The organism is uncultured Aquincola sp., assembly GCF_964001545.1.
In the GTDB taxonomy this organism is placed as follows: Bacteria; Pseudomonadota; Gammaproteobacteria; order Burkholderiales; family Burkholderiaceae_C; genus Aquincola.
In genome coordinates, this window is the sequence record NZ_CAXFDV010000161.1 from 1 (window position 1) to 2551 (window position 2551).

General features: G+C 71.5%; 3 protein-coding genes and 2 riboswitches. Of the genes, 2 read left to right on the forward strand and 1 reads right to left on the reverse strand.

All coding sequences use genetic code 11. The features are described 5' to 3' along the window. On the reverse strand, nucleotides 1-541 hold a 541-nt coding region (locus ABNT58_RS05340; RefSeq protein WP_348752469.1), incomplete at its 3' end, for a TonB-dependent receptor plug domain-containing protein. Nucleotides 542-610: 69 nt separating this feature from the next. Beyond that, a riboswitch (TPP riboswitch) is annotated at nucleotides 611-713 on the reverse strand. A 78-nt stretch (nucleotides 714-791) separates the two neighbouring features. Next, nucleotides 792-887, forward strand: a riboswitch (TPP riboswitch). A gap of 63 nt (nucleotides 888-950) precedes the next feature. Here ABNT58_RS05340 and thiD point away from each other — a divergent pair. Both thiD and ABNT58_RS05350 read left to right on the forward strand, forming a co-directional pair. Beyond that, nucleotides 951-1823 (forward strand): bifunctional hydroxymethylpyrimidine kinase/phosphomethylpyrimidine kinase, encoded by an 873-nt coding sequence (gene thiD, locus ABNT58_RS05345; protein ID WP_348752470.1) that lies wholly within the window; start codon nucleotides 951-953, stop codon nucleotides 1821-1823. Then, a partial coding sequence (locus ABNT58_RS05350) for an FAD-dependent oxidoreductase (protein ID WP_348752471.1) occupies nucleotides 1820-2551 on the forward strand: 732 nt, incomplete at its 3' end. The genes thiD and ABNT58_RS05350, both read left to right, overlap by 4 nt.

A 2551-nucleotide genomic window follows, 5' to 3' on the forward strand; every position in this document is an offset into this window, starting at 1 on the left:
CCCCCACGATGCCGTTCTCGCGCCAGCTGAGGCCGGCACTGCGCACGTTGCCATCAGGCCGTTTGACCACGAAGTTCACCAGCCCGCCGGGCGCGCTGGTGCCGGCCTGGATGCCGCTGGTGCCCTTGAGCACCTCGATGCGTTCCTTGTTGGCCAGGCCGATGGCGGTCTCGGCATTGATGGGCAGGCCGTCGCGCCGGTAGTTGAAGCGGTTGTCCAGCACATAGCCGCGCACCGACAAAAAGCTCCAGTACCCCTCGGAGTTGTAGGCGTCGGACAGGCTGGCGTCCAGCCGCGTCAGGTCGGACAGTCGCGTAACGCCGAGGTCTTTCAACGCCGTGGTGCTGACCACGGCGCCCGCGAACGGCACCTTGGACAACGGCGCGTTGCCGAAGCCGCCGATGCCCGGCGCGTTGGTGAGCACGCGGCCGGTGACCTCGATGGTCTGGGCATCGGTGGACTGGGCCTGGGCAGGCAGCATGGACAGGCTGGCGGCGGCAGCCAGCGTGGTGAACGAAAAGCGGAAAACAGCGGAAGCCATCGTGGTCTCAGGTCGATGGCAGGGTGCAAAGCGGCGTGGCGTGCGGCACCGGCGTGAGCGGTGCGGCGGACCGCGGTCCGTCGGCTTCCCTGCGCGAGGATTACCTCAATCAGGTTCAAAGGGACTGTCTCAGTCGGCCTGCCTGCGCAGGCCAACACCCCCAGCGAAGTGCCGCGGCCCGGGGGCTGCGGCGGCCGCGATTGTAGGCGGGGCTTCACATTTCTTCGCACCGGCCGCTGTGGCCATAATCGGGGCTTGCTAGGGGTGTCGTGCGCCGCACGACTGAGAAACACCCTTTGAACCTGAACTGGGTCATGCCAGCGGAGGGAAGCAGCGCCGGCCATCTGACGGACATCCCCAGGCCGGTCCATCTTCCGGCCCCGGCATGCCCGCATGCCGAAGGATGCCGATGACCACCGACCTGCCCGAACCCGCTGGCGCCGCGATGGCGCGCTATGCGCGGGTGCTCACCATCGCCGGCTCCGACAGCGGTGGCGGCGCCGGCATCCAGGCCGACCTGAAGACCTTCGTCGCGCTGGGCTGCTTCGGCACCAGCGCCATCACCGCCATCACGGCCCAGAACACGTGCGGCGTGCGTGCCATCCATGCGGTGCCGGTGGCCGTGCTGGCCGCGCAGATCGACGCGGTGCTGGAAGACATCGGCACCGACGCGGTGAAGATCGGCATGCTGCATGCGGCCGAGACGGTGCGCTGCGTGGCCGCGGCCATCGACCGCCATGTGCTGGCGCCGGTGGTGCTGGACCCGGTGATGATCGCCACCAGTGGCGACGCGCTGATCGACCGCGATGCGGTGCAGGTCATCGTGCAGCAACTGCTGCCGCGGGCCACGCTGATCACGCCCAACCTGGACGAAGCTGCCTTGCTGCTGGGCCGCGCCATCGTCTCGGTGGACGAGCTGGACGCGGCGGCCGACGGGCTGCTGGCCCTGGGTGCGCAGGCCGTACTGCTGAAGGGCGGGCACCTGCCCGGCGAGCAGGTGGTGGACGTGCTGAAGTCGCGCGAGGGGCTGCACCGCCGCTTCACCGCCGCGCGCATCCACAGCCGCAACCTGCATGGCACCGGCTGCACGCTGGCCTCGGCCGTGGCGGCTCACCTGGCGCTGGGCCTGGGCCTGGCCGATGCGGTGGGCGCCGCGCATGCCTTTGTGCAGCAGGCGCTGCGCCACGGCGCCGACGTTCAGACCGGTGCTGGCAACGGCCCCTTGAACCATGGCCATGCACCGCGGGCCATGCACAAGATCCGGCCCGGGGGCTTGCGATGAAGGGACGCCACATCGGCATTGCCGGCGCCGGACTGTTGGGCCGTCTGCTGGCCTGGCGACTGTCGGCGGCCGGGCATGCGGTGGACGTGTTCGACCCAGCCGCCGGGCCCGACGACCGCACCCCGCCCCACGCCGCAGGCTGGACGGCGGCCGGCATGCTCAGCCCCATCGCCGAGCTGGAAACCGCCGACCTGGCCACTGCCCGGCGCGGCTGGCGCAGCCTGGACCTGTGGGCAGAGTGGCTGCCCAGGTTGCCTAGACAAGTGGACTTTCGGCGCCAGGGCAGCCTGCTGCTGGCGCACCGCGCCGATGCGGGCAGTGCGCAGCGCTTGCTGTCGGTGCTGGCGGCCAGGGGCGCCGCGGTGGCGGGCACCGGCGGCCATGTGGAAGAGGCGCCCGCTGGCCTCGCGCGGTCAGGCACCTGGCCCGGCCCGCAACCCTTGAGCCTGCCGCAACTGGCCGAACTGGAGCCCGCGGTGCATGGCCCCGCGCTGGCCTGGCTGCTGCCCGGTGAAGGCCAGGTGCATGCGGTGCAGGCGATGCTGGCCCTGGCCGAGGCCGCCACCGCGCAGGGCGTGCGCTGGCATTGGCAGCAGCCGGTGACCACCGCCGAGCCAGGCCGGTTGGACGGCCGCCGCTTCGACCATGTGTTCGACGTGCGCGGCCTGGGCGCCCGGCCCGCGCTGCCGGTGCGTGGCGTGCGGGGCGAGGTGGCCTGGGTGCAGGCC